Origin of the sequence: Marinomonas aquiplantarum (assembly GCF_003314975.1) — a bacterium.
Lineage (GTDB): Bacteria > Pseudomonadota > Gammaproteobacteria > Pseudomonadales > Marinomonadaceae > Marinomonas > Marinomonas aquiplantarum.
In genome coordinates this window covers 562,715-586,321 of sequence record NZ_QNRF01000001.1, presented here as the reverse complement: position 1 = coordinate 586,321, position 23,607 = coordinate 562,715, and the positions used below count along the sequence as shown (strand labels likewise).

The window sequence follows — 23,607 nt, the reverse complement described above, 5'->3', positions numbered from 1 at the left end:
AGACAGACATGACAATCGTAAAACCTATTCAAATTCAGGTCGCGCAAGCTGTGTTGGAAAAATGGGATATGTTGGGTGTTCATGGCCGTGCAGAGAAATTGCTGCAAAGCCTATATGCCTTTACTGCCGAGCAAAAACAAATGGCGACTTGGCAGATTGAAAATGCCCGTAAAGAAATCGCTGAAACTCGCATCATGCCAGGACCAACAGGTGAAAGTAACGAACTTTCTAACCAAGGCCGAGGCGCTTTTTTGTGCTATTCCGAGATCGCGTCGGATAAAGCAAACGTGGGTTTGGTTGGACAAGTTTTTACCGCGTTAATCGCTGGTAATCCCGTCATTACGGTTGGCCCAGAAGGTCAGCAAATTATGGATTATATTGCGCCTTTTGTCCCTGAAGGGGTAATTCAAAACATTGCCGAGTCCGCTAAAGATTCACTCATTGAAGCAGACGATTTGGCTGGCGTGGCAGTATTGTGTGAACCAGCACAAGCCATGGTATTGAATAAAACACTCGCTGCAAAATCTGGACTTATTTGTCAGTTAGTTGCAGAGACAGAGAGCGAAAAACTGTCTACCATCGCCAAGCCGCATTACATACTGCGCTTTGTGACAGAACGCACCGTGTCAAACAACACGACGGCGATTGGTGGTAATGCCACTCTATTAGAACTGGGTAGCATGAACGACTAAACGGCCGTTGATCTTTGGTCCTGCCTTACTGAGCAAAAACAAAAACGCCTTTTGTCTAAGACAAAAGGCGTTTTTTATGCGTTTACGTTTTGTAAACGCACTTTTTATCAACTCGGTGATACTTAATCAATTTCACGAGCATTGATGTAAGCACGCTCAGAGACTTCATGCCATGCTCGAACTTTGCTACCAAAGTCTTTGAAGGAGTCATATACCTTTTGACTCATTGGATCCGCTGCCGCTACTTCTTCTAACGTTTCCGCAGATGCTTTCTTCAAAGCAGACAACACATCTTCAGGGAAAGGTTTCAAAGAAACATTGTGATCATTCACTAAGGTTTGTAATGCAGAGTTGTTCAACGCGGTAAATTCATCCAACATTTCTGCATTGGCCTGACGAGCTGCTGCACGAACGATCAACTGCAAATCTTTCGGTAGGGCCTCAAACGCTTCTTTGTTAAAGATGGCTTCCATAGTAGAACCTGGCTCATGCCAACCTGGGTAGTAGTAGTATTTCGCTGCTTTGTACAAACCAAAGGCTAGATCATTGTATGGACCAACAAATTCGGTCGCATCAATCGCACCCGTTTGCAAGGAAGTGAAGATTTCACCACCAGGTAGGTTAACCGGAATACCCCCAACTTTTTTCAAGACTTCGCCACCCAAACCAGGGATACGCATTTTCAAGCCTTGGAAGTCTTCTAGCGAGTTGATTTCTTTGTTGAACCAACCACCCATTTGTACGCCTGTGTTACCGGCCGCCATAGGGATTAGGTTAAAAGGTTCGTAAATTTCTTCCCACAGAGCTAAACCTCCACCATGATGAATCCAAGAGTTGATTTCTTGTGCAGTGAAACCAAAAGGAACCGCGGTGAAAAACTGTGCGGCTGGGGCTTTGCCTTTCCAGTAATACGCTGCACCATGACCCATTTGCGCTGTTCCACGCGATACGGCATCAAATACTTCGAGTGCTGGCACTAATTCGCCCGCTGAGTAAACTTTAATGTTGATGCGGCCATTGGACATTTCATTGATGCTTTTCGCTAGGTTTTCAGCACCCGTTCCCAGTCCAGGGAAGTTTTTTGGCCAAGTCGTCACCATTTTCCAATTGATGACTTCTGCTTTGGTTTCCGCCTTCGCCGTTTCTTCCGCTTTATCAGAACCACCACAAGCTACCAAAGTAGCGGTTGTTAAGCCGAGCAATGCCAACTTACTCCAGGTTTTTATTTTACTCATTCGTTATCCCTCAAGAGGCTAGTTTCACTTATTTTTATAGGACTTAGCTTGGTAAAAAATCTATTTATGTAACCCTAATCACATGCCTGCTTTTAAATATGCAAAAAAGCAGGATTCGATAGACACATTTTATGCACTAAGTTATTGAGATAGTATGAATTGCTGAGCCTGCTCTCAAGGCCTTTTTGTTATTTATTGTTGATTTGGATGATTTTTTCCGCCTAAAAGCAAAAAACGCCTTTCTCAACAGAGAAAAGCGTTTTTTATAGATCGCTAGACGGTTGGCTGAAACAATCAACCTAAAGTCGATGTCTATTCAGCGGCACGAGCGTTAATAAATGCTCGCTCAGACACATCGTGCCAAGCGCTGACAGAATGTAAGAAGGTTTTAAAGGACTCATAAACCTTCTGGCTTTGCGGATCTTGTGCAGCCACCTCTTCAATGGTTTCGTAAGAGGCTTTTTTCAGCGCTAACAATAAATCCGCAGGGTACGCTTTCAAGACCACATTATGTTCATTAATCAAAGTCTGTAAGGCCGCATTATTACGAGCGGTGAACTCATTGATCATGTCTAGATTCGCTTGCTTAACAGCAGTACGAACAATGGCTTGCAAATCCGCAGGAAGCGCTTCAAACGCCTCTTTGTTAAAAAGAGCTTCTACCGCAGAGCCAGGCTCATGCCAACCAGGGAAATAGTAGTACTTAGCCGCTTTGTATAAACCAAACGCTAAATCATTATAGGGACCAACCCACTCGGTAGCATCAATTGTGCCTGTTTGTAGCGCGGTAAATACTTCACCACCAGGCAAGTTAACTGGCATCGCACCGACTTTCTTCAAGACTTCGCCACCTAACCCAGGCATACGCATTTTCAGGCCTTGAAAATCCGCCAAGGAGTTAATTTCTTTATTAAACCAACCACCCATTTGCACGCCAGGATTACCCGCTGCCATTGGAATCAAGTTGAATGGAGCATATAACTCATCCCAAAGTTCTTGACCGCCACCGTAGGCCACCCAAGAATTGAATTCTTGTGCCGTTAAACCAAACGGTACCGTGGTAAAGAACTGCGCTGCTGGCACTTTGCCTTTCCAGTAATAAGACGCACCATGACCCATTTGTGCTGTGCCACGAGACACCGCATCAAATACTTCTAATGCTGGCACCAATTCGCCCGCGGCATAGACTTTGATGTCCAATCGACCATTCGACATCAGCTTAATGTTATCAGCCAATGCTTGTGCACCTGTGCCCAAACCTGGATAGTTCTTTGGCCAAGTCGTGACCATTTTCCAGTGGATAGTTTTCGCTTTCTGTTCTGCTTGTGCTGTGTCTTCAGCTTTTTCAGAGCCGCCACAAGCGACCAAAAGAAGGGCGAATAAACCAGCGAACGCCAATTTGCCCATTACCATTAATTTACGCATTTTTTTCCCTTAGGAAGCCAGTTACTTAATTATGATGAGATGCTGTCTGTGACATGTCGGTGTAATCTTCATCACCAAACATTGAGATAGGTTGAATCAATAGAGCACCCTAAATGCGCCATCGATTGTATTTTTTATTATAGATCAGACAGAAAAGTGCCCTTTTCTTGCAAAAAACACGAAAAGGGCGACAGATAATAAGAAGTGTGGGAATTTTGCTCAACCTTTTTTGAATAAAAAGTCAGAATTTAAGCAAATTCCTAATATTGAGTCGCGTAATGCCATGAGACACGCTGCCCAGTCTCGGCTGATTGCTCCGCTAAACAAAGCAAATAGATCAATTGGCAAGCTTGGGTCATAGAAACAGGGGCATCCGCTTGACCTAAGATAGCTTGTCTTAGTTGCGCGTAAAATGACGCGTATTGCCCTGCCGTCGATGCCTCTACTATGGTCTCAATATCATCTTGGGTATGTGCAATGAAACGTTTGTTCGTCTGTTGTTGAGCTTGTGATGGGAAGCCTTCTTGCCAAGGCATTTGTCCTGCTCTCAAAGCCTCTTCTTGCGGGTCTAAACCAAGGCATTGCCAACTGCCCTTATCAAACCTTGCGTTAAAGCGGCGCATATCACCTGCTTCAAACGGTGTGGAGGCCAAACGAACCCTTTTATCTTCATAGCCCAGTTCCACTTCAAACCAATCATGGGTTTGACTCCCTTCGCGCAAACTATCAATGCTGGCGTGTAACCATTTTGGAGGACCAAACAAAAACAAGGCCTGATCCAATAAATGCGGCCCGAGATCCCAAAAGATCCCCGTCCCAACCCCTGGCTCTTCACGCCAGCGGGATTGAGGGAAAGGACGAAAGCGATCAAAGCGAGAATCTAAGTGCTTGAGATTACCCAGCTCACCACTGTCGATAAGAGACTTTAAACGCAGTAAATCACCATCAAAGCGACGATTTTGATACACACAAAAGATCAAATTTTTCTGCTTAGCAAGCGTACAGAGAGACTCTATTTGCTTAACACTGGTGACAGATGGCTTTTCCAATAGAACATGCTTACCATTTTCCAAAGCCTGCTTGGCTTGATCAAAGTGCAGCTGATTGGGCGTCGTAATCACCACTAAATCTACATCTGGTGCGGTAAAAACGTCTTCTGCCACCGCCACAACTGCCACATCAGGCCAACTGGCGGTAACTTCGTCCGCTTTGGAACTGCAAACATAAGCTAAAGACATGTGTGGATCATTTGCCACAAAAGGTGCATGAAACACCCGACCAGATAAGCCGTAACCAATCAGTCCTACTCGAATCATCACTTCTCTCCCTTACTTTTATCTTTGTTATGGCATTAGTTTACAGGGGTTAGAAAAGGTTTGCTGAATAGAATAGTGGAGAAAGGAATGAGCAACGCATCCTCATTCCTAATACAAAGCATCAGACTGACAATGCTAAACCCTCATTTTTTATTTAATTGCCGCTTTTCCCATTCAGGGCCAAACCAATTCATGTAACCAAATGCGTCTAAGCCACGAATAACTAAACTAACACCGAGGCCAAGCATGGGCCAAACCGCCCATATATACGCTGTACTAGTAAAAATATTGATCGCGAACAACAGACAGATAATGGCACCATATCGAATCGCACGCTGATAAAATTTAGCGATTTTATTCACTCTTATTTGAGCGATGTTTGCTTCAAAATTTTCGGATTGTTCATGCTGATACTCAGTCTGAATAGTCATTTCCTTTTCTCCTTGAAGAGAGTTTATGGACACATCAAAAACGGCAGCTAAGGATTTTAATGACTCTAAGCCGGGAGGATTTCCCTTTTCAATTCTCTGAATAGTACGAACACTTAATCCAGATAACTGTGAAAGCTGATCTTGGGACCAACCTCTTTGCAATCTAAGTGTTTTTACTATCATGTTTAAATCCCGCTCAACGTTTTTCATCAGACTAAATACTCATTCAAAAAAATGTCACGACATTTAGGCGACAAAAAAGTGACAATTGTTTATTTTCAATAAGTTACATCACTTCTAATTTGGCAAACGACAACACCAACCACTTACTGCCTTCATCATCAAAGTTAACCTGTACACGAGCTTGTGGCCCTTGACCTTCGTAATTCACCACTAAGCCTTCACCAAACACTGGGTGTTTTACACGATCACCCATGCTGACGTTTACTTCTGGTGCTTGATAACGGTTTAAGACACTGCTGTTTTGCAGCTTCTCTTTCTCGGCTTGATAATCAGGGCGCTGTAAGGATACTGGGCGGCTGATCTGCGAGCGCAGACGCACTTCTTGTAAACATTCTTGTGGTATTTCTTTGATAAAGCGAGAAGGACTGTTAAAGGACTCACTGCCAAACAAACGACGAGATTCAGCGTAAGTAATGTATAACTTTTCCATCGCTCGGGTGACACCAACGTAGCACAAGCGTCGCTCTTCTTCTAAACGGCCAGGCTCCTCAAATGACATCTTACTGGGGAAGACGTTTTCTTCGACGCCCGTTAAGAACACCAGAGGAAACTCCAAACCTTTTGCTGAGTGCAAGGTCATTAATTGCACTGCATCTTGATATTCGTCCGCCTGCTGATCGCCAGCATCCAATACCGCTTGATCTAAAAAGGCCATTAACGGCGAGCTAAACTCTTCGTCTTCGTCATTCCAACTAAAGCCACCAGCGGCGCCGACCAACTCTTTTAAGTTCTCGATACGTGCTTCGCCTTTCTCCCCTTTCTCTTTCTCATGGAAGGGAATCAAACCCGCTTCATCGATGATCTGTTCGAAAATGTCATTGAGATTCAAATCTGGCTGCTGAACCGTTGTGCTAAGACCTTCAATTAGGTGCAAGAAAGCTTTGATGGCATTCGTAGCACGAGCCGGCATCAGAGACTGTCGCACCACTTCTTGCGTGGCTTGCCACATAGAACAACCTTGATCACGTGCGATCTCTCTTAAGGTACCAATACTGCGCTCGCCAATACCACGAGGCGGAACATTCACCACTCGTTCCATGGCACCATCGTCATTCGGATCAAGCGCTAAACGAGCATAGGCCAAGGCATTTTTAATTTCTAAACGGTCGTAGAATCTGTGTCCACCATAAATTCGATAAGCGATCTGTTCCCTGACAAGGCATTCTTCAATCACCCGGGATTGAGCATTGGAGCGGTATAGAATCGCCATATCCGTGAGCGATGTGCCTTTATCTCGCCATTCTTTGATAATGCCTAAAATGAAGCGCGCTTCATCTTGTTCATTAAAACCTGCGTAAACGGAAATGGGTTCCCCTTCACCGCTGTCGGTCCACAGCTCTTTGCCTAATCGATCATCATTATGTTGAATCAAACCATTGGCCGCGTTCAGGATATGGCCAGTGGAGCGGTAGTTTTGCTCTAATCGAATGGTCTGAACATGGTCAAAGTGTTTGCTAAAGTTATGGATGTTTTCGATCTTGGCGCCACGCCAACCGTAAATAGACTGATCGTCATCCCCAACAGCGGTGATCGTACCTTGATCGCCAACCATGACACGCAACCAAGCGTATTGAATGGTGTTGGTATCTTGAAATTCGTCCACCAACACATGACGAAAACGCTCTTGGTAATGACGTAGTAACGCTGGTGTACTGAGCATCAACTCATGGGCGCGCAGTAATAATTCACCAAAGTCTAATAGTCCACCTCGTTCACAGGCTTCTTCATAATGATAATAAAGCTCACGCATGCCTTTTGTGAAAGGGTCATGACTGTCTGGTACATGGGCGGCTCGACGACCTTCGTCTTTTTGCCCGTTAATAAACCACGCCACTTGTTTGGGTGGCCAACGAGTATCATCAATGCTTAACTCACGCATGATTCGCTTAATCAATCGCAACTGATCATCGCTGTCCATGATCTGAAAGTTTTCTTTCAAACCCGCATCACGCCAATGAGCTCGTAACAAGCGATGAGCCAGTCCGTGAAAGGTTCCCACCCACATGCCTTGCGGCGGTACCCCAACCAGCTCTTCAATCCGCCCTTGCATTTCTCGAGCCGCTTTGTTGGTAAAAGTTACCGCCATTAGACTGTATGGAGACAGTTCATAAGCGTGCATCAACCAAGCAATGCGATGTACTAATACTCGAGTTTTTCCTGATCCAGCGCCTGCTAACACCAAACTGTTTTGCAGTGGTGCTGCAACGGCTTCGCGTTGCTTGTCATTCAATGAATCCAGGATAAAAGAAACGTCCATTACCATCCGCCGTGATTAAATTAATGTGTTTGTCATAAAAAACGTGTAAAAAATAGATTGATTTTTGAGCGATTTACGTTTTTTATACGTTTTTAAGGAAGGTAGAAACAAGTCCACTAGCGGTGGCAACGGCTTTGGCGTTGCTCTATTCCCCATAGGGATCAGCGTGTGGATTTTCCTTTATTCGCACCTTCCTTAACTAAGTTGTCTGTCTATTTTGACTTTTTTCAACGATCGATGACAGCACTCTGTGCATTTCTGCGTCATCGAAAGGCTAGAAAGGGGGTTACGATGAGCAATTTGTCTGAAACACTAACCGAAGTGAAAACGGATATTCTACACGCTTCGATTAGTTTGGATAATGAAAAAAAGCAGCGAAATCAGAAAGATGATGCAGCTAGAATGCTGAAAGCGAGACGCGCTATTGAACAGCACCTAGAACAAAAACGCTTACATCACAACATATCGAATGGTTGGGACGATTAAGTTAATCGCCACTCTCATCCAACATGCCTAGCACTAACCTAATCTAGGTGTAGCATGCTAGATGCCTCGTCAACCAAGCCAATTTGGTACTTGGAGAGTGCCCTTCACCATAAAAAAACAAGCTCTAACGTTAAATGACATTTTAATACAGTAATTCACCCTGCTTTTTGACCTCATTTATAGCGGTTACTCACGTCTTCGAGTACCATATGTCTGATTTTTAATATCTTCTAATCCATAATAAAAAAGAAAATAACCCTCTTGGGGAGTTAACATGTTTGAACATATCCAAGCTGCTCCAGCGGACCCAATTTTAGGTCTGAACGACGCTTACAAAAAAGATCCCAACCCAAACAAAATTAACCTTGGTGTTGGTGTGTATAAGGATGAACAAGGCCACACGCCTATTCTAAAGGCTGTAAAACAAGCAGAAGAGCGTTTGTTGTTCCAGGAAAAATCTAAAAACTATTTGAGCATTGAAGGTAGACCTAACTACCGCAGTGCCGTACAAACCTTATTGTTTGGTGAAGGTCACCCAATTATTAGCAAGCAACTTGCTCAGACTGCCCATACGCCTGGCGGTACTGGTGCCCTTCGTGTTGCGGCTGAATTCATTAAAAAGCACCTTCCCGAAGCCACTATTTGGGTCAGTAACCCAACATGGGCAAACCACCAATCGGTTTTCCAATCGGTTGGCTTAGAAGTGGGCAGTTACTCGTATTACAACGCCGACAGCAAAACATTAGACTTTGAAGCCATGCTAGCGAGCCTATCGCAAGTACCTGAAGGCGATGTGGTGCTATTTCACGGTTGTTGTCACAATCCAACCGGTATCGATCCGACCCCTGAACAGTGGTACCAACTAGCGAAGCTATGCAGCAAACAGGGTTTCTTAGCACTGTTTGATTTTGCTTACCAAGGTTTCGGACAAAGCTTAAACGACGATGCTCAAGGCTTAAGAACCTTCTTGGATCATGTGCCTGAAATGCTGATTGCCAGTTCCTTCTCTAAGAACTTTGGCTTATACAATGAGCGTGTTGGGGCGTTAACCATTGTTTGTGAAACCAGTGAGCAAGCCGAATCGGCGTTTACTCAGATCAAACGTTGCATCCGCACCAATTACTCGAACCCGCCTTCCCATGGTTCAGCGGTAGTTGCTGAAATTTTAAACGATGCTGAGCTGTATGCTTTATGGGAGAACGAACTGGACTCCATGCGCACACGAATTCACGAAATGCGTAGTCTGTTTGTGAATACCTTGAGAGCCAAAGGCGTAGAACAAGATTTCTCTTTCATCTCACAGCAGCAAGGTATGTTCTCTTTCTCTGGGTTAACGCCAGATCAAGTCAACCAATTGCGTAATGAGTTTGGTATTTACATTGTTGGTTCTGGACGCATTAACGTCGCAGGTATGACGCACGATAATATGGCGCCTTTGTGTGACGCCATCGCGAAAGTACTTAAAGGCTAAAGCGTAACTCAGACGAAAATAATGACAAAAAGCGGCCATCGGCATACAGCGGATGGCCGCTTTTTTGTTTCGCTTCTGGTTCAGATTTGCTAATTTGTCATGCTGTATTTTTTATTGGCGTAACCATAGTTCGCCTACAGAGGAGAGCAAAATGACCGCCACACTAATTTATTGTTACGACCCAATGTGCAGCTGGTGTTGGGGATTTCGCCCCACATGGAGCAAGCTACAAAAGGCACTTCAAGGTCTCATTGACGAAGAAAAGCTATCAATACAGCCAATGCTAGGTGGCTTAGCAATGGATTCTGATGCGCCCATGCCAAATGAAATGCGTGCTAAGTTACAAGCGACTTGGCAAAACATTCATCAGCAACTCGGCACAGAGTTCAATTTCGATTTTTGGCAAACTAACGAACCCAGACGTTCTACCTATCCTGCTTGTCGTGCTTGCTATGTGGCTCGTGACTTTGGTTTGGAAGAAGAAATGTACCATGCCATTCAGCAGGCCTATTATTTGGACGCCAAAAACCCTTCTAATTTAGACACCTTAATTGAATGCGCTGAACACATAGGATTAAAAGCAGAGGGCTTTCAGAAAGCCATGATGCACATAGAAAAAGAAGGCTTGTTAGAAGAAGAAATTGAGCAAGCAAGGCATTTAAACCTAAACTCTTTTCCATCCTTGGCTTTATTAAAAGGTGATCAATTAATTTCCATCCGGTTGGATTATCAAAACCATCTCAGCATGCTTGAGAGCATAAAAAAGGCGCTTTAAGCGGCTTAATTGGGATTGGACTAACCAAAATCATGGTTAATTAAATCCAACATGGGGTTATAGAGAGGCTCTGGCGTTTTTCTTTCCTCTTCCGACGTACTGTTACCTTGGGAGGGCTGCACGTCTTCCTGATCAGATGACCGTTCCGCTTCCGTTGTCGTTTGACCTTGATCTAATTCAGGTACATTTTGCTCCGCCAAAGCTGCTTGCGATGACGCTGAGATGGCCTCAAGACTCGAGTCAGAGGCCGCTTCAGAAGCGCCTAAATCCGGTAATAAGTAGTCTTTTAAAAGGCTTACAACAGGCGTTACCTCGTCCACCGTCACATTCAAAGCAAGCCAATAATCTGCGTCTTGCTCTGGGCTTAATAAGCCACCAGGGACAATGACATGACGAAAACTCGCAATCAAAGCGGGCATGGTCTCTTTATTGACTGGTTTTGCTAAGCGCATCCATAACGCCATCCCACCTTTACTGCTAACTAGGCTAATCTGGTCTCCTAATTGTTCATCTAAATAGGCTTTGATTCGTTCTGCATTCGCCCAAACGTCTCTTGCTCGACGTATAACAGACGCTTTGCTATTGATCTTAAGCATGTCACTCAGGCAAGCCTGCTGCACATCATTCAACGCCATGTCAGCCGCTAAAAAAGCCCCGTCCAATACTTCATGATGGCGACCAGGCAAACACCACGCCATTGTCATCTCAGAGGTTTTACTCTCAACGCCACCTATGTAAACAATATGATCCGATTGATCTAACGATTTATAGGTCAATAATGGCCCGCTGCGATAAGCCAAATGTGAACACAAGTCCCATTCAATAACTGGTAATTGAGTTTCTTCGATAATGGCTAACCAGCGACGTAAACTCAAATTGCTGATCAATTGCCCTGCAGGGAAAGCAAACTGGCCTGGTAAAACGATGAGTTTGATCGGCTCGTCTCGCAAACAACGAATGGCCAAATCCAAATCCACACCACGATCACCAGCTGAGATGGTAATGACGCGACGGCCCAAGCTTTGTAGAGTACTGGTCAATCTAGGGTCACAAGGCGTGATCACTAAAACCGAGTCCCCTTTCTTTGTCAGTGTTTGAATACTTTGAGTCAACATCGCCAGTGGGGAACGCCCTAACCAAAGTTGGGACGCTCTTGATTTAATGCCCATGTCTTTCAAGTAATCATTGACCACTTCCCGAACAGCCAAATGGCCTTTACCCAAGACAGGCAATGCATCGTCTTCTTGTTTAGAAGAGCTTTGACCATAAGCATTGGCTTGATCCACAAGAGCACCGTGATGCGCTAAACATGCCCAAGCAGACTTTGTCTCTTGCCCTGTTGAGACATGTTGAGACTCTCCAGCAAGTAACAAAGCGGGCTTTACTTCGCTTCGATGACAGACAAAATAGCCAGATTTAGGGCGAGACTCGATCCAACCGTCTTTAGTTAATAATTCATAACCATGAATGACAGTATTCAAACTGAGTCCAAGCTGCTTAGATAAAGCGCGCAGTGACGGCATTTTATCGCCAGGATTGAGTACATCTTGCGACACTTGCTCCAAAAACCAGTCTACGACACCTTTATATAAAAAATCCGCCACGGCTTTGTACCTTTTTAAGACAATAAATTTATAACTGTTATCAATCATTATCTCTGTCTAAAAAAAACGCAAGTAAAAGGCCATTAATTCCTGAATTTTATGGCTATTAAGGTACAATTTTACGGATGTTTTCTAAGAATCACCGATATTAGGCAGTTATGGCATTCGACCCTCTTTCTATTCGTTCGCAGTTTCCTATTTTGGCTCAGCAGGCCTACGACAATCCCCTTATTTATTTGGATAATGCCGCGACCACACAAAAACCATTAAGTGTGCTCGAAGCCATGCACAACTACTACTTAACCGCCAATGCCAATGTACACCGCGGCGCCCATTATTTGAGTGATAAAGCCACGGACCAGTTTGAAAATGCGCGACTGCGCGTGGCGCAATTCATTAATGCGCCACAACAAAGTCAGGTTATTTGGACAAAAGGCACCACAGAGTCCATTAATCTTGTGGCCTATGGCTTAGAGCACCTCATCCAAGCGGGCGACGAAATACTCATTACCAGCTTAGAACATCACGCTAATCTAGTACCTTGGCAGCAATTGGCGTTTCGCACAGGCGCTCGACTGCGAGTGTTGCCCTTGACCTCGGATGCTGAATGGCAAGAGGAATTGACTCACTATTTTACTGAACGCACTAAGATTTTTGCCGTTACACAAGTCTCTAATGCTATTGGCGTTCATACTCCCATTGAGATGCTTATCCAACAGGCCAAACAACACGGCGCTTTTACCTTAGTCGATGGCGCACAAGCCGTAGCTCACTACCCAGTGGATGTGGCGAAACTTGATTGTGATTTCTATGTGTTTTCAGGCCATAAAATGTATGGCCCAACGGGGATTGGTGTGTTGTACGGTAAGCACCACGCTTTAGAAGTGTTAATGCCTTACCAAACCGGTGGTGAAATGGTGTCTAAGGTGTCTTATCAAGCCACTGAATTCAATGTCTTACCTTATCGTCTTGAAGCGGGGACACCTCATATGGAAGGTGCCATAGGCCTAGCCGCCGCCTGCGACTTTGTCGACCAACAAGACAGACAAAGCATGCTAGCTTGGGAGCAACAGCTTGCGAATCATGTATGGGTGACCCTACAAAAGGCCGCCAATGTGGAAATCTACTCCCCTGAACACAATGCAACCTTAGTCTCTTTATCTGTACCCAATGTCCACACATTGGACCTCAACGCCTATCTGGATAGCCAAGGTATCGCTGTTCGAGCAGGCAGCCACTGTGCCCAACCCTTAATGGCGCAACTTGGTGTCACGGGAACACTCAGGGCATCCTTTGCTTGTTATAATACTTTGCAAGAAGCAGAGCGTTTCTGCGATGTTTTAATCGAAGCCATTGATTTATTAGCCGAGGAATAGCATGACAATAAAACAACAATTACAAGCTTGCCGTTCTAAAGAAGAGACCTTTAAAGCCTTAGTAAGCTTAAGCAAGTCTCTAGCACGCTTACCAGCGGAAGAGAAAACCGAGGAACATAAGGTTAAAGGCTGTGAAAGCGCTGTTTGGTTAATTGAGCAAGACATCGACGGCGCTTGTTATTTTAAAGCCGACAGCGATGCCAAACTCATGCGTGGTGTCTTAGTGGCTTTACTGAATCTGGTGAATGGCAAAAGCAAAGCCGACATTCAAGCAATGGATTTAGCGAACGAACTGGCAGAACTTAATCTAGGAAGCTATCTCACCAGTTCAAGAAGCAATGGCGTGCTCGGCATTTTGCACGCCATGCAAAACTAATCTAACGCTTTTACTCGGCAGCCTTAGCAAGCTTCGCTAATACTCTCGATACCGCCACAAAACCAAAGGTCGCGGTAACAACAGTACTGGCACCAAAACCGGTATCACAATTCATCTTGGTTTCTGTATCCCCTTTCTGTCTAGATTCACAAACTGTACCATCCAATTGCGGGTACTTAAGCTGCTCAAGGGAGTAGACACATTCAATTTCAAAGCGACGCTTGGTATTGCGAGGAAAGTTGTAATGGCGGCGCAGATAGTTTCTCAATTTCGCCGCTAGTGGATCTTGTTCGGTGCGCGATAAATCCGCGATTTGAATTTGCGTTGGATCAATTTGTCCACCCGCACCACCAACCGTAATGATTTTTCGCTTGTTACGTTTACACCAAGCCACCAGAGCGGCTTTAGGCTTGAGACTGTCAATTGCATCAACAATGTAGTCAAACGGCTCACAGAGCAGCTCAGGAAGATTATCAGGGGTGATAAAATCCTCGACACACGTCACCAGACAGTCTGGGTTAATCAGCGCAATACGCTCTTGCATAGCGTCGACTTTGGCTTTACCGACATTCCCCTCTAACGCATGAATTTGACGATTGGTGTTGGTGACACAAACATCATCCATATCGATCAAGGTAATATGACCAACCCCAGAGCGCGCTAACGCTTCTGCCGCCCACGAGCCCACGCCTCCAATGCCGATGACACAAACGTGCGAACGTTGAAAAGCCTCGTAAGCTAAATTGCCATACAAGCGGCGAATGCCACCAAACCTTTGATCATCTGTCACTTTTCTCTCCAAACTTTTCTCTGTACGCTTTGTCTATCCCATGGACAATAGACCTGCGTGTAACGCGTATTCGGTGTATTCTACTCACTTATTTGTTTTTAATCAGGTGTCCCTATCTGCCATGAGCCAAAATGCTTTCGAACAACTCGGACTAACGCCACGAGAAACGCTGCTTTATCAGACCCTATTAAAATTGGGCCCGTCATCGATTCGCGATATCGCTGAGCACAGTGGTGTCAACCGTGGTAGTGCTTATGAATCCCTAAAACAATTGCAAAGCAAAGGGGTGGTGAGCTACTTCCCCAAAGGCAAACGCCGCTTTTTCTCCGCTGAAAGTCCAGACATTTTACTCGATTTGGCCGAGGAAAAACGTCAACGTTTGGACAAAACCATTGAATCCTTGAAAAACACCATTATTCCAAATTTACACCAGCAACAGCCCGATTATCATCAGACAAATGTGCGATATTATGAAGGGGATGATGGCATTGAGTGGGTTTTAAGGGACATTTTAAACGTGGTGTCCGATCAAGATCACAAAGAATACTGTGTATTTTCTTCCAAGCCCATAAGACCGTATTTGTATCGCCCTTTTCCAAATTATACCAAGCAGCGCATTAAACTCGGGATCAATGTAAAAGTCATCGCTTTAGGGGACGGTGGTGAAGACGCGGAACTGTCCGAACGGAAATGGATTAAAACAGAAGGCGCAGTTGATGCCAGCTACATTGCCATTTACCCACCAAAATGTGCCATTATTTCCCTCGCCAGTAATAACTTTCCTTCCGCCGTGGTACTGGAATCACAAGACATAGCAAAGGCTCAACAAATCATTTTTGATACCTTATGGAAAATGCTTTAAACCCATTTGCTTGGCTCATCAGGCATAAAAAAAGCAGCCTATAGGCTGCTTTTTTTGACACTTACTCAAGCGTTTCGATTATTTATGATCACGAAACTGCTGAAGTGTACGCAGACGAGCAACGGCTTCCGCCAACTCAGCTGTCGCACGAGTGTAGTCAACATCAGGTTTTTGATTCGCTAAAAGCTCTTTGGCATGTGCCTGAGCTTTTAGTGCTGCCTCTTCGTCCAGATCATTGGCACGAGTGGCGGTGTTAGCCAAAACAGTAACGCGGTGTGGCTGAACTTCTAAAAAGCCGCCAGACACAAAGATAAACTCTTCATCACCGTTTTCTTTAACCACACGAACAGGACCTGGTTGCAGAGTCGTCAACAATGGCGCGTGACCAGGCATAATGCCTAGATCGCCATAGCTGCCTGCAGCCACAAGAGACTGAACCGTACCGGAAAAGATCTCTTGCTCAGCGCTTACGATATCGCAGTGTACTGTGATAGCCATAAGTTGCCTCTCTTAGTCATGCTTAGCAAAAGTGCTCAAACAGCACTCTTGCTAGGCGTAATGGTTAAAGTTTCTTAGCTTTCTCGACCGCTTCGTCGATGCTACCAATCATATAGAAGGCTTGCTCTGGAAGCTCATCGTACTCACCATCAAGAATGCCTTTAAAACCACGAATGGTTTCTTTCAAAGAAACATACTTACCTGGTGCGCCAGTGAAGACTTCCGCTACGAAGAAAGGCTGAGACAAGAAACGTTGGATTTTACGAGAACGGTTAACCGTTTGCTTATCTTCTTCAGATAACTCGTCCATACCCAAAATTGCAATGATGTCTTTTAGCTCTTTATAGCGTTGCAATACCATTTGAACACCACGTGCTACGTCATAATGCTCTTGACCAATAACCAGTGGGTCAAGCTGACGAGAAGTAGAGTCTAGAGGGTCAATCGCTGGGTAAATACCCAAAGCAGCGATATCACGAGACAATACAACAGTCGCGTCCAAGTGAGAGAAAGTCGTCGCTGGAGACGGGTCAGTCAAGTCATCGGCTGGTACGTATACCGCTTGTACCGATGTGATAGAACCTGTCTTAGTTGACGTAATACGCTCTTGTAGTACACCCATCTCTTCAGCAAGAGTTGGCTGGTAACCTACCGCAGATGGCATACGACCTAGCAATGCAGATACCTCAGTACCGGCAAGCGTGTAACGGTAGATGTTATCTACGAAGAAAAGTACGTCACGACCTTCATCACGGAATTTCTCCGCCATGGTCAAACCTGTCAAAGCAACACGTAAACGGTTACCTGGTGGCTCATTCATTTGGCCGTATACTAGAGATACTTTATCGATTACGTTCGAATCCGTCATCTCATGGTAGAAGTCGTTACCCTCACGAGTACGCTCACCAACACCAGCAAATACTGAGTAACCGCTGTGCTCGATCGCGATGTTACGGATAAGTTCCATCATGTTTACGGTTTTACCAACACCGGCACCACCAAACAGACCAACTTTACCACCCTTAGCAAAAGGACATACAAGGTCGATAACCTTGATACCCGTCTCTAGCAATTCATTGCCAGACGCTTGCTCATCGTAAGAAGGAGCTGAACGGTGGATAGACCAACGCGCTTCTTCGCCGATTGGGCCTTTTTCATCAATTGGGTTACCTAGAACGTCCATAATACGTCCTAGTGTTTGAGTACCAACAGGGACAGAAACAGGTTGGCCAGTATTGGTTACTACCAAACCACGCTTCATGCCGTCAGTGGAACCCATGGCGATGGTACGAACAACACCGTCGCCTAGTTGTTGTTGAACTTCCAACACCAACTCTTTTCCCTCGATTGTGAGGGCGTCGTATACTTTTGGCACATTATCACGTGGGAATTCCACGTCGATAACCGCACCGATAATCTGTACGATTTGTCCGCTACTCATGTTCGGATCCTCTTAATACCTAATACCTTAAACCGCTGCCGCGCCGCTGACTATCTCAGAAATTTCCTGAGTAATCGCTGCTTGACGAGCCTTGTTGTACACCAGCTGTAATTCATCAATGATATCACCAGCGTTGTCCGTTGCATTTTTCATCGCAAGCATACGAGCTGCTTGTTCACATGCAATGTTCTCAACCACTGATTGATACACTTGAGATTCAATATAGCGAACCAATAACTCGTTCAAAATTTCAACGGCTTCAGGCTCATAGATGTAATCCCAGTGGTGCTGTAACTCTGTATTCTCTTCCGCTTTTAATGGTAAAAGCTGTTCAACTGTTGGCTTCTGAGTCATGGTATTCACGAACTCGTTAGAGACCACAAACAATTGATCAATTCGACCATCATCAAATGCGTCTAACATGACCTTCACACTACCGACTAAATCGTCGGCTTTAGGTGCATCACCTAAACCTGTGTAGGCGGCTGTTACATTTCCGCCGTAGTTGCGAAAGAATGAAACGGCTTTTGAGCCAATAGCACAGATGTCAATTTCAACACCTGAATCAGCAAACTGTTTCATATCTTTGATAGCCGCTTTAAACACGTTTACGTTTAAGCCACCACACAAACCACGATCAGAAGAGATTACGATATAACCAACACGCTTCGCCTCACGCTCGGTAAGGTAACGGTGTTTATACTCAGGATTCGCGTTGGCCAAATGACCAACAACTTGGCGAATTCGTTCCGCATACGGACGAGAAGCGGCCATACGATCCTGAGCTTTACGCGTCTTACTAGCGGCCACTTTTTCCATGGCACGAGTAATTTTACGCGTATTGTTAATGCTCGAAATCTGAGTACGTATCTCTTTTCCGACTGCCATAATAGAACTGCCCTTGTGAGAATGTTATTTCACAAACTGCAAGAAGATGGTGACAAGATCAAAGACTTGTCACCAACAACATTACCAAGTTTGTGTCGCTTTAAACTTCTCGATTGCCGCTTTAAATGTCGCTTCAATCTCGCCGTTAAAATTACCTGTTTTGTTAATGTCAGCCATTAGATCAGCGTGTTCGCTGTTCATGTAGCTCAACAAAGAACTTTCAAAACCGGCAATCTTGCTTGTTTCAACATCTTCAAGGTAGCCATCATTAGCAGCGTAAAGAACAACACCCATATCAGCAACAGGCATTGGAGAGAACTGCTTCTGTTTCATCAGTTCAGTTACCTGCTTACCGTGTTCTAACTGCTTACGAGTTGCTTCGTCTAGGTCAGATGCGAACTGAGCGAACGCCGCCAATTCACGATACTGAGCCAAAGCAAGACGAATACCGCCACCAAGTTTCTTAACGATCTTAGTTTGCGCTGCACCACCTACACGAGAAACGGAAATACCGGCGTTCATCGCTGGACGAATACCAGAGTTGAATAAGCTCGTTTCAAGGAAAATCTGACCATCTGTGATGGAGATTACGTTAGTTGGTACGAACGCAGATACGTCACCACCTTGTGTCTCGATGATAGGCAAAGCAGTCAAAGAGCCAGTTTGGCCTTTTACTTCACCGTTAGTGAACTTCTCAACATAGTCTGCACTAACACGAGAAGCACGCTCAAGAAGACGAGAGTGAAGATAGAAAACATCACCTGGGTAAGCTTCACGACCTGGTGGACGACGAAGTAGCAAAGAGATTTGACGGTAAGCCCAAGCTTGCTTGGTCAAATCATCATAAATGATCAATGCATCTTCACCGCGGTCACGGAAGTATTCACCCATTGAACAACCGGTGTATGGCGCAAGGAACAGCATAGACGCAGGATCAGAAGCACCAGCTGCAACCACAGTGGTGTATTCCATCGCGCCAGCTTCTTCAAGCTTACGTACAACGTTTGCAATAGTAGATTGTTTTTGACCAATCGCAACGTACACACATTTAATGCCACTGTGTTTCTGAGCAATAATGGTGTCGATCGCCAAAGCCGTTTTACCGACCTGACGGTCACCGATGATCAACTCACGTTGACCACGGCCTACCGGTACCATGGCATCAATTGCCTTGTAACCCGTTTGGATTGGTTGATCAACTGACTGACGGTCGATTACGCCAGGCGCAACTTTCTCGACTTTGTCAGTTAGTTTTGCGTCAACTGCGCCTTTGCCGTCAATAGGATTACCTAAAGCGTCAACTACGCGGCCTAGCAATTCAGGTCCTACTGGAACTTCTAAAATACGACCTGTACATTTTACTTTTTGACCTTCAACTAGGTCTTGGTAGTTACCCAATACAACCGCACCTACAGAGTCACGCTCTAGGTTCAAGGCCATACCGTAAACACCACCAGGGAATTCAATCATTTCCCCGTACATAACATCTGCCAGACCGTGGATCAGAACGATACCGTCTGCCACGCTGACAATTGTGCCCTCATTCTGGGCATCAGAAGAAACATCGAGGTTCTCGATGCGCTTCTTGATAATCTCGCTGATCTCAGATGGATTCAGTTGCTGCATGCTAAATTCCTCAACCCTGGTTTCGACTTAACGGAACACTAGGAGTTTATCGCCTCGGACAGTTTCGCTAATTTACCGCGTACTGAACCGTCGATGATTAAGTCACCGGTACGGATAACCACGCCACCAATTAGGCTTACGTCTGTTTCACTGGTTAAGTTGACAGTACGGTCCAACTTTTTACTCAATGAATCCGCTAATGCTTGTGTTTGTTCTGCTGATAAATCAAAAGCCGTTGTAAATTCAACATTTACGGCTTTCTCATAATTCAGTTTAAACAAAACAAAAAGTTCTGAAATAGCTGGAAGAAGCGCTAAACGCTTATTCTCAGCAAGGGCTAGCAAAAATGCTTTTCCTTGCTCTGTTGCTACTTCTGCACAAACATCAGCTAGAGCGTTTGCCTTTTCTTCCGCACTAAAAGCGGGATTTTCAAGTGCTTGATGAAGCTTAGGTTCGGTTGTCACAGCAGCCAATATGCCAAGCATATCCGCCCATTGTGCAATCTGACCTTGCTCTTTCGCTACTTCAAAAGCCGCTTTGGCATACGGTCGCGCGACTGTTTTTAATTCAGCCATTAGACCCTCGCTTAAAGCTCTTTGGCGAGCTGTTCAACGATCTCGCTATGTGCTTTTTCGTCAATGGTGGCTCCCAAAATTTTCTCGGCACCGGCAAATGCTAGAGCAGAAACCTGAGCACGCAATGCTTCTTTAGCACGCAATGCATCTTGCTCTATTTCAGCTTGAGCCGCTTCACGCAGACGTTTACCGTCAGCGATTACTTGCTCTTTTGCCTCGTCGATCATTTGGTTCGCACGTTTGTTGGCTTGTTCAATAATCTCGGCCGCGTTCTCTTTGCTGTCACGTAAAATCTTATCGGCTTGTTCTTGAGCCAATTCAAGATCACGTGAGGCACGATTCGCTGCTTCCAAACCGTCTGCAATTTTCTTGCTACGCTCTTCAAGCGCAGCAATCACTGGTGGCCACACAAATTTCATGCAGAACCAGACGAAAATGGCAAACGAGATAGCTTGGCCTACAAGTGTGAGATTTAAATTCACGCTAATACCCTCGCTTTTAGTCGTTTAAAATTTATTTCTGCAAAGTTTTGCAGAATATTAACCAGCGACCAAAGCAACAAAAGGATTCGCGAACGTGAAGAAAAGTGCAATACCAACACCGATCATAGTTACGGCATCTAGAAGACCCGCTACGATGAACATTTTAACTTGTAGCATTGGAACCATCTCTGGTTGACGCGCAGCGCCTTCCAAGAATTTTCCACCTAAGATACCGAAACCAATCGCAGTACCTAGGGCACCTAGACCGATCAGAAGGGCTACAGCAATCGCAGTAAGACCAACTACAGTTTCCATTTTAACTCCTACATTTTCACAGTTTTAGATTTAAAAAATTATTACTTTAAGAACACACTTTTAGTGATCTTCGTGCGCCATACTCAGGTAGACGATAGTCAACATCATAAAGATGAAAGCTTGAAGCACGATGACCAAAATATGGAAGATTGCCCATGGAACAGAGAGCGCCCATTGTAGACCCCATGGTAAAAGAGCAATCAGAATGAAGATCAATTCACCAGCATACAAGTTACCAAATAGTCGTAGTGCGAGTGATACTGGCTTCGCAAGTAGACCAACGCCTTCCAACAAGAAGTTAAAAGGAATCATCCACTTACCAAATGGTTGCAAGGTTAATTCGCCAACAAAGCCACTGATGCCTTTTACTTTAATACTGTAAAAAACAATCAATACGAAGACAGACAAAGACATACCTAGAGTGGCATTCAAGTCGGTTGTTGGTACAAATTTAAAGTAGACATGATGCGGATCCGCACCAAATACATTCACCCCGATAAACTGAGCAACAGCCGGTAAGAAATCCACCGGAACCAAGTCCATCAAGTTCAACAAGAATACCCACACAAAGATGGTTAACGCCAAAGGCGCTATCACTTTACTCTTTCCGTGGAAGGTTTCTTTAACACTGCCATCTACGAACTCAACCATTAGTTCTACAAAATTTTGTAGACCTGTTGGTGTATCGGTCGACGCCTTTTTCGCTGCGATACGGAACAACCATAAAAACAATAGACCCAAAGCAGCCGAAACGGCCAATGTGTCTAAATGGATGGCCCAAAATCCCATCTCAGCGGCTTCTTTCGCACTATGAGCAAATCCCCATGTCCCATCAGGGTGTTGACCAAAGGTCAAGTTCTGAAGGTGGTGCTTTATATAAGATGCAGCACTTGGACTTTCAATCCCCATACTAATACCCACACTCTCTCAATGATTAAAATTCTTTTTATGCCCACAAATTTTATGCGTTTCGCAATAAAATAGGGCTGAGCCAGTGACTCAATATAGCGATCCCAAAACCTGCGAAAAAAGCCCCCGCAGACAAGGGTTTTATCAGTAGAAAAACCAGCGACAACAAACACACTGTCATAGCCAATTTACTTGCTTCTCCACGATAAAATGTTCTGACCATTTCTTTCGCCGGCTGCGTGCCTTTTTTACCAAACATCCGCCATGCCATAAACATGCTCGGGATAATGCTGGACAGGGCCCCCAGAATAAAAGAGTACCCATACAAACCACCGGCAATAAAAAAAATTCCCAGCGCAGTAAAAATAGAAAAAAATACTTGTAACAGCAAGAAACGCAACACCGCTTTCTTTTTTGCGCTAAGGATTTCACTAGCGCGACGCGGTTTTTGATTCCCCATTTCTAAACTCTCTATATCGCACTAAAAAAGTGCAACCAATGTGGCGATTTATAAAATTCGAGGCATTATAGGGGTAATAGCGACGAGGTTCAACTTAAAGTGATCGGCTAAATCACTTTAAAATGCTCTGATCTTTGATACAAAAATACACATTTCTAATAAATTAGCCTTTTTGCTCTAATAACTCGCTAATTAAGAGCTCCAAGTGTTCAGGGTTACGATACTCAATGACTAACTTGCCTTTTCCTTTCGCACTTGGCTGAATTTTCACCGCGGCATTGATTTTTTGGCTAATGCGTTCGGCTTCTGCACTCAAATCAGGCAGAGTAGGCTTACTTTCAGTCGAGTTATCACTACTGACCTGATAATTCTTCGCCAATCTTTCCGTTTCTCTAACCGACAAAGATTTCGTCACCACCTGTGACGCAGCCTGAATTTGTTTATCGTGCTCTAATGGTAACAAAGCACGAGCATGACCCATTTCAATATCACCATGCTCCAACAGACGTCTAACCTCTGGCGTCAAACCAAGTAAACGCAATAGATTAGCGACCGCAGAACGAGACTTACCGACAGTATCCGCGACTTCTTGTTGCGTTAAATGGAAATCTTCAACCAATCGCTGTAAAGCCAAGGCTTCTTCTACTGGGTTTAAGTCTTCACGTTGAATGTTTTCAATCAACGCCAGCACCACTGCATCAGCGTCTTCCACATGACGCACAATCACTGGCACTTGCTCTAAACCAGCTAATTTCGCCGCACGCCAGCGACGCTCACCAGCAATAATTTCATATTGATCTGCCCCGCCACCACTGATTGGACGTACCACAATAGGCTGCATAATGCCTTGAGTGCGAATGGAGGCCGCAAGATCTTCAAGTTGCGCGGTATTCATGTCACGACGAGGTTGGAACTTACCCTTAGACAGCCAATCAACAGGTAAATAAGTCAGCCCTTTAATCTGATCTTCTGCCGAGTCATTATCTATGTCTTTGGTCACACTCGTTTGAGGTGCCAATAACGCATCTAAACCTCGACCTAGGCCTCTTTTTTTCATCGTCATTTCATTAACCT

General features: G+C 44.8%; 24 protein-coding genes. 7 read left to right on the top strand and 17 right to left on the bottom strand.

Annotated elements, in window-relative coordinates; translation table 11 throughout:
- Window positions 1-8 precede the first annotated feature (8 nt).
- Window positions 9-692 (top strand): 1-pyrroline-5-carboxylate dehydrogenase, encoded by a 684-nt coding sequence (locus tag DFP76_RS02785; protein WP_113873141.1) that lies wholly within the window; start codon window positions 9-11, stop codon window positions 690-692.
- Window positions 693-814: 122 nt separating this feature from the next.
- On the opposite strand, the gene DFP76_RS02780 is transcribed toward DFP76_RS02785, so the two are convergent.
- The 5 genes from DFP76_RS02780 to uvrD all read right to left on the bottom strand — a co-directional run bounded on the left by DFP76_RS02780 (window position 815) and on the right by uvrD (window position 7,599).
- Complete coding sequence (locus tag DFP76_RS02780) at window positions 815-1,927, bottom strand: TRAP transporter substrate-binding protein (protein WP_113873140.1); 1,113 nt, start codon at window positions 1,925-1,927, stop codon at window positions 815-817.
- Between the two features lie 312 nt (window positions 1,928-2,239).
- Window positions 2,240-3,352: a TRAP transporter substrate-binding protein gene (locus DFP76_RS02775; RefSeq protein WP_113873139.1), complete on the bottom strand. Its 1,113-nt coding sequence runs from the start codon at window positions 3,350-3,352 to the stop codon at window positions 2,240-2,242.
- 260 nt (window positions 3,353-3,612) lie between these two features.
- Window positions 3,613-4,668 (bottom strand): Gfo/Idh/MocA family oxidoreductase, encoded by a 1,056-nt coding sequence (locus tag DFP76_RS02770; protein WP_113873138.1) that lies wholly within the window; start codon window positions 4,666-4,668, stop codon window positions 3,613-3,615.
- Window positions 4,669-4,811: 143 nt separating this feature from the next.
- The gene (locus tag DFP76_RS02765; protein ID WP_220150970.1) at window positions 4,812-5,309 is read right to left on the bottom strand and encodes a helix-turn-helix domain-containing protein; all 498 of its coding nucleotides are present in this window, start codon (window positions 5,307-5,309) and stop codon (window positions 4,812-4,814) included.
- Between the two features lie 76 nt (window positions 5,310-5,385).
- Window positions 5,386-7,599: a DNA helicase II gene (uvrD, locus tag DFP76_RS02760; RefSeq protein WP_113873137.1), complete on the bottom strand. Its 2,214-nt coding sequence runs from the start codon at window positions 7,597-7,599 to the stop codon at window positions 5,386-5,388.
- A 291-nt stretch (window positions 7,600-7,890) separates the two neighbouring features.
- Between uvrD and DFP76_RS02755 the strand changes: the two genes are divergently transcribed.
- The 3 genes from DFP76_RS02755 (at window position 7,891) to DFP76_RS02745 (ending at window position 10,331) form a co-directional block, all read left to right on the top strand.
- Window positions 7,891-8,085 carry a PA3496 family putative envelope integrity protein gene (locus DFP76_RS02755; RefSeq protein ID WP_113873136.1) on the top strand — a complete coding sequence of 65 codons (195 nt, stop codon included), beginning with the start codon at window positions 7,891-7,893 and terminating at the stop codon, window positions 8,083-8,085.
- A 274-nt stretch (window positions 8,086-8,359) separates the two neighbouring features.
- Window positions 8,360-9,556, top strand: a complete 1,197-nt coding sequence (locus DFP76_RS02750; RefSeq protein WP_113873135.1) for an amino acid aminotransferase — start codon at window positions 8,360-8,362, stop codon at window positions 9,554-9,556.
- A gap of 151 nt (window positions 9,557-9,707) precedes the next feature.
- A complete protein-coding gene (locus DFP76_RS02745; protein ID WP_113873134.1) occupies window positions 9,708-10,331 on the top strand; it encodes a DsbA family protein in 624 nt (207 codons plus the stop codon).
- 20 nt (window positions 10,332-10,351) lie between these two features.
- Here the strand turns inward: DFP76_RS02745 and DFP76_RS02740 are convergent, their stop codons facing one another.
- A complete protein-coding gene (locus DFP76_RS02740; RefSeq protein ID WP_245931851.1) occupies window positions 10,352-11,935 on the bottom strand; it encodes a GntR family transcriptional regulator in 1,584 nt (527 codons plus the stop codon).
- 158 nt (window positions 11,936-12,093) lie between these two features.
- Here DFP76_RS02740 and DFP76_RS02735 point away from each other — a divergent pair, with 158 nt between their 5' ends.
- Window positions 12,094-13,311, top strand: coding sequence for an aminotransferase class V-fold PLP-dependent enzyme (locus tag DFP76_RS02735; RefSeq protein WP_113873132.1), 1,218 nt, complete (start codon window positions 12,094-12,096; stop codon window positions 13,309-13,311).
- 1 nt (window position 13,312) lies between these two features.
- Window positions 13,313-13,687, top strand: coding sequence for a SufE family protein (locus DFP76_RS02730; protein WP_113873131.1), 375 nt, complete (start codon window positions 13,313-13,315; stop codon window positions 13,685-13,687).
- A gap of 10 nt (window positions 13,688-13,697) precedes the next feature.
- Here the strand turns inward: DFP76_RS02730 and tcdA are convergent, their stop codons facing one another.
- Complete coding sequence (gene tcdA, locus DFP76_RS02725) at window positions 13,698-14,477, bottom strand: tRNA cyclic N6-threonylcarbamoyladenosine(37) synthase TcdA (protein WP_113873130.1); 780 nt, start codon at window positions 14,475-14,477, stop codon at window positions 13,698-13,700.
- A 121-nt stretch (window positions 14,478-14,598) separates the two neighbouring features.
- Between tcdA and DFP76_RS02720 the strand changes: the two genes are divergently transcribed.
- Window positions 14,599-15,339 carry a TrmB family transcriptional regulator gene (locus DFP76_RS02720; RefSeq protein ID WP_113873129.1) on the top strand — a complete coding sequence of 247 codons (741 nt, stop codon included), beginning with the start codon at window positions 14,599-14,601 and terminating at the stop codon, window positions 15,337-15,339.
- Window positions 15,340-15,417: 78 nt separating this feature from the next.
- On the opposite strand, the gene DFP76_RS02715 is transcribed toward DFP76_RS02720, so the two are convergent.
- The 10 genes from DFP76_RS02715 to DFP76_RS02670 form a co-directional block, all read right to left on the bottom strand.
- Complete coding sequence (locus DFP76_RS02715) at window positions 15,418-15,837, bottom strand: F0F1 ATP synthase subunit epsilon (RefSeq protein ID WP_063332345.1); 420 nt, start codon at window positions 15,835-15,837, stop codon at window positions 15,418-15,420.
- 64 nt (window positions 15,838-15,901) lie between these two features.
- The gene (gene atpD, locus DFP76_RS02710; protein ID WP_013798008.1) at window positions 15,902-17,278 is read right to left on the bottom strand and encodes a F0F1 ATP synthase subunit beta; all 1,377 of its coding nucleotides are present in this window, start codon (window positions 17,276-17,278) and stop codon (window positions 15,902-15,904) included.
- 27 nt (window positions 17,279-17,305) lie between these two features.
- Complete coding sequence (gene atpG, locus DFP76_RS02705; protein ID WP_013798009.1) at window positions 17,306-18,166, bottom strand: F0F1 ATP synthase subunit gamma; 861 nt, start codon at window positions 18,164-18,166, stop codon at window positions 17,306-17,308.
- Between the two features lie 81 nt (window positions 18,167-18,247).
- Window positions 18,248-19,792, bottom strand: coding sequence for a F0F1 ATP synthase subunit alpha (gene atpA / locus DFP76_RS02700; protein ID WP_013798010.1), 1,545 nt, complete (start codon window positions 19,790-19,792; stop codon window positions 18,248-18,250).
- A 38-nt stretch (window positions 19,793-19,830) separates the two neighbouring features.
- Window positions 19,831-20,367, bottom strand: coding sequence for a F0F1 ATP synthase subunit delta (locus DFP76_RS02695; protein WP_013798011.1), 537 nt, complete (start codon window positions 20,365-20,367; stop codon window positions 19,831-19,833).
- A gap of 11 nt (window positions 20,368-20,378) precedes the next feature.
- Window positions 20,379-20,849, bottom strand: a complete 471-nt coding sequence (locus tag DFP76_RS02690; protein WP_013798012.1) for a F0F1 ATP synthase subunit B — start codon at window positions 20,847-20,849, stop codon at window positions 20,379-20,381.
- Between the two features lie 57 nt (window positions 20,850-20,906).
- The gene (gene atpE / locus DFP76_RS02685) at window positions 20,907-21,164 is read right to left on the bottom strand and encodes a F0F1 ATP synthase subunit C (protein WP_012072127.1); all 258 of its coding nucleotides are present in this window, start codon (window positions 21,162-21,164) and stop codon (window positions 20,907-20,909) included.
- Window positions 21,165-21,224: 60 nt separating this feature from the next.
- Complete coding sequence (atpB, locus tag DFP76_RS02680; RefSeq protein ID WP_113873128.1) at window positions 21,225-22,073, bottom strand: F0F1 ATP synthase subunit A; 849 nt, start codon at window positions 22,071-22,073, stop codon at window positions 21,225-21,227.
- Between the two features lie 52 nt (window positions 22,074-22,125).
- Window positions 22,126-22,533, bottom strand: a complete 408-nt coding sequence (locus tag DFP76_RS02675; protein ID WP_113873127.1) for an ATP synthase subunit I — start codon at window positions 22,531-22,533, stop codon at window positions 22,126-22,128.
- 163 nt (window positions 22,534-22,696) lie between these two features.
- Window positions 22,697-23,596, bottom strand: a complete 900-nt coding sequence (locus tag DFP76_RS02670; RefSeq protein WP_113873126.1) for a ParB/RepB/Spo0J family partition protein — start codon at window positions 23,594-23,596, stop codon at window positions 22,697-22,699.
- Window positions 23,597-23,607: the final 11 nt, after the last annotated feature.